This window comes from uncultured Campylobacter sp. (assembly GCF_937890585.1).
Lineage (GTDB): Bacteria > Campylobacterota > Campylobacteria > Campylobacterales > Campylobacteraceae > Campylobacter_A.
This window is the reverse complement of the sequence record NZ_CALACG010000329.1, coordinates 1-3339: the sequence shown is the minus strand read 5'-3', so window position 1 is coordinate 3339 and position 3339 is coordinate 1. Positions and strand designations below refer to the sequence as shown.

Sequence of the window (3339 nt, the reverse complement as noted above, 5' to 3'; positions counted from 1 at the left end):
ATTTCTGCACCCAAAACTCTAAATTTAATAAAATTTCTACAACATCTTCTATAATTTTTTAAAAATTTCCATTCATTTTCAAATGCATATTAAAATTACACTGTTTAAAATTTCTAGATCTATTTAATTAGAATTTAAATTTTTATGGATATAATTTCGCAATCAATAAAATTTATTATTAAGGAGAAAATATGTTAGTAACAAAAAAAGCACCTGACTTTACAGCTGCAGCAGTTTTAGGAAACAATCAAATTGTAAATGATTTCAACCTTTACAAAAACATCGGCGAAAAGGGCGCTGTTGTATTTTTCTACCCAATGGACTTTACATTTGTTTGCCCAAGCGAGATCATCGCGTTTGATAAAAGATATGACGAGTTCAAGTCACGCGGTATCGAAGTTATCGCGGTTTCTTGCGACAACCAGTTCTCACACTTTGCATGGAAAGAGACTCCAGTAAATAAAGGCGGTATCGGCAAAGTTCGCTTCCCAATCGTAGCTGACATGACAAAATCAATCGCTCGCGGCTTTGACGTACTTCTAGAAGACGCTGGCGTAGCACTTCGCGGTTCATTCCTACTTGACAAAGACGGCACAGTTCGCCACGCAGTTATAAACGACCTACCGCTTGGCAGAAACATCGACGAGATGATCAGAATGGTAGATACTATGCTATTTACAAATGAGCACGGCGAAGTTTGCCCAGCTGGCTGGCACAAAGGTGATTCTGGTATGAAACCAAGCACAGAAGGTGTTGCTGACTACCTTTCACACAACGAAAGCAAACTATAATTATTCAAATTTCTAGGCAGCTTTGCCTAGAAATTCTCTCTCTACACAAATTTAAATATTTTTTTAATATAACTTTATATATGATAGCAATGTTTTAATAAATAACCTTTTTTGGAGACCCCATGGAGTTTAAGGGCAGGCAAGAACTTGTCGAAAATTGCGAGGATTGCATACTTGGTTTAAGAGCTAAATTTATAGATGAGGGCATCAAATTTTGCAGACAATTAACCCTTGTGGTGCCGCACGAGCAGATGAAAATTTGCCTTGAGAGCATCTTTGACGCTCTACTCATCCAAAAACCAAATGCCACACAAATTCGCGACGACTTAAACAGCCTAATACCAAAACTAAACGCAAAAGACGAGCTGATAAATTTCTTGCTCTTAAATTTGACACTAAATTTTAGTCATGCCTGCAAAGATGCAGTATATGTTGGCTACTTTGTAAATGCCATCTCAAGGTTGAAAGAAATTTTATATAACGCCGAAAATCATCAAGAGACAACAGTAAAAGAGATGATCGATACTGGCTCATTTTTCTACGAAGATCCGATCAACACATTTACACGCATGAAAAACGCCAAGGTCCGCCCTGAGTTTTTAAATTTATACGACGGCCTAAATATAAAATACGAAGCAGAAATTTTAGAAGTTAGAGAAGATAGCGTCGTATTTCGCGTAGATATGATGCAAATTTTAGCCATGAAGCAAGACGGCAAGGGCTTTATCCTGCCAAATAGCTTCTTCTCAAAGCAACTTCGCGCCGACATCATCGACTACAATATTGCCGATAAAAGCGTCACTCTTTCAAATTTCTCACGCACAGCGACCATGCATGCAAACAAGAGAAAATTCCAGCGCGTCTTGCCAAACCGCTTTACCAAAATTTCTCTAAAAGGAGAACAAGGCGAGCTTGTTGGCAGCCTTTATGACATCTCAGAGGGCGGCATGAGCATATTAAGCTCACAAGCTACAAATTTTAAAGACGGCGAAGAGTTGGAGGCAAATTTTGACATCATGCTCTCACCAGATGAAGTAAAAAACGTATCTTTAAAGCTAAGGCTCGTTACTGAGCTAGCATACAAGGGCTACATCAGATACTGCATGCAGCTAGTTGATGATGACAAAACGATAAAAAACTTCACGCAAAAGCGCGTCAAAGAGACACTTGACGAACTTCGCTCACGCATAAATTTATACGAATAAGGCAACCAGTGAAAACCATACAAGAGAATTTAAAACTTTTTTACATCGGACTAAAAGATAAAGAGCCATTTTTTTATAAAAATAAAGACCTAACCACCCATGCAGCCATCATTGGCATGACCGGTAGCGGCAAAACAGGTCTTGGTATCACACTTTTAGAAGAGGCCTGCATAGACAACATCCCCTCTATCATCATCGATCCAAAGGGCGACATCACAAATTTAGCCCTCACCTTTCCGCAGATGAGAGCGGAGGATTTTTTACCATACGTCGATGAAGCAGAGGCTGCAAATAAAGGTCAAAGCGTAGAGGAATTTGCCACCGCTCAGGCCGAGCTTTGGAGAAACGGCATAGAGTCGAGCTTTCAAGACCTTGAGCGAGTAAAAATTTTAAAAGATAGCGCTAGCTTTAACATCTACACGCCAAAAAGCTCATCTGGCCTTGGTGTGGCGCTACTTAGCGACTTTGCCTGCCCAAATATTAGTGACGAAGAAATTTTTAGCAACTATATAAACTCGCTCGCAGCATCGGTGCTATCGCTTATTGGCATGAGTTCAGAGGATATGAGCTCAAAAGAGCAGCTGCTTATCTCCACTATATTTGAGAGCAAATTTAAAGAGCAAAAAGACGTCAGCATCGAAGAGCTCATAAATTTCATAGCAAATCCGCCGTTTAAAAAGATAGGCGTTTTTGACGTAGATACATTTTATCCAAGCAGTGAGCGCCTAAAGCTTGCCATGAAGATAAACGCACTCATCGCAAGCCCAAGCTTTAAGGGCTGGACGCAGGGCGTTAGACTAGAAATTTCAAAGATGCTTTTTGACGAAAACGGCAAAGCAAAGTGCAATATCTTTACGATCTCACACCTAAATGACGCTGAGAGGATGTTTTTTGTCACGCTTTTACTAAACGAGATCATCGCGTGGATGCGTGGCACAGAGGGCACTAGCTCACTTAGAGCGATCCTATATATGGATGAAATTTTTGGCTTCTTCCCGCCAAACGCAAATCCGCCGTCAAAAACGCCTATGCTCACGCTTTTAAAACAAGCCCGTGCATTTGGTCTTGGCTGCGTTTTAAGCACGCAAAACCCAGTCGATCTTGACTACAAAGGCCTTAGCAACATCGGCACTTGGTTCATCGGTCGCCTCCAAACAGCGCAGGACAAAGCCCGCGTGATCGACGGCCTAAGCGGCATCGCTGGCTCAAGCTTAGATAAAGCCTCACTTGAAAATCTCATATCAAATTTAGCCAAAAGAAATTTCTTACTCAAAAATATAAACGAGGACGGCCTAAACGTCATCTCCACTCGCTGGGCACTTAGCTATCTAAAAGGCCCGCTC

General features: G+C 40.9%; 3 protein-coding genes. All 3 read left to right on the top strand.

The window, feature by feature from the left end; translation table 11 throughout:
- Window positions 1-191 precede the first annotated feature (191 nt).
- Window positions 192-791, top strand: a complete 600-nt coding sequence (locus Q0296_RS09870; protein ID WP_021086863.1) for a peroxiredoxin — start codon at window positions 192-194, stop codon at window positions 789-791.
- Window positions 792-913: 122 nt separating this feature from the next.
- The gene (locus Q0296_RS09865; RefSeq protein ID WP_298040087.1) at window positions 914-1996 is read left to right on the top strand and encodes a PilZ domain-containing protein; all 1083 of its coding nucleotides are present in this window, start codon (window positions 914-916) and stop codon (window positions 1994-1996) included.
- Window positions 1997-2004: 8 nt separating this feature from the next.
- A partial coding sequence (locus tag Q0296_RS09860) for a DUF87 domain-containing protein (RefSeq protein ID WP_298040083.1) occupies window positions 2005-3339 on the top strand: 1335 nt, incomplete at its 3' end.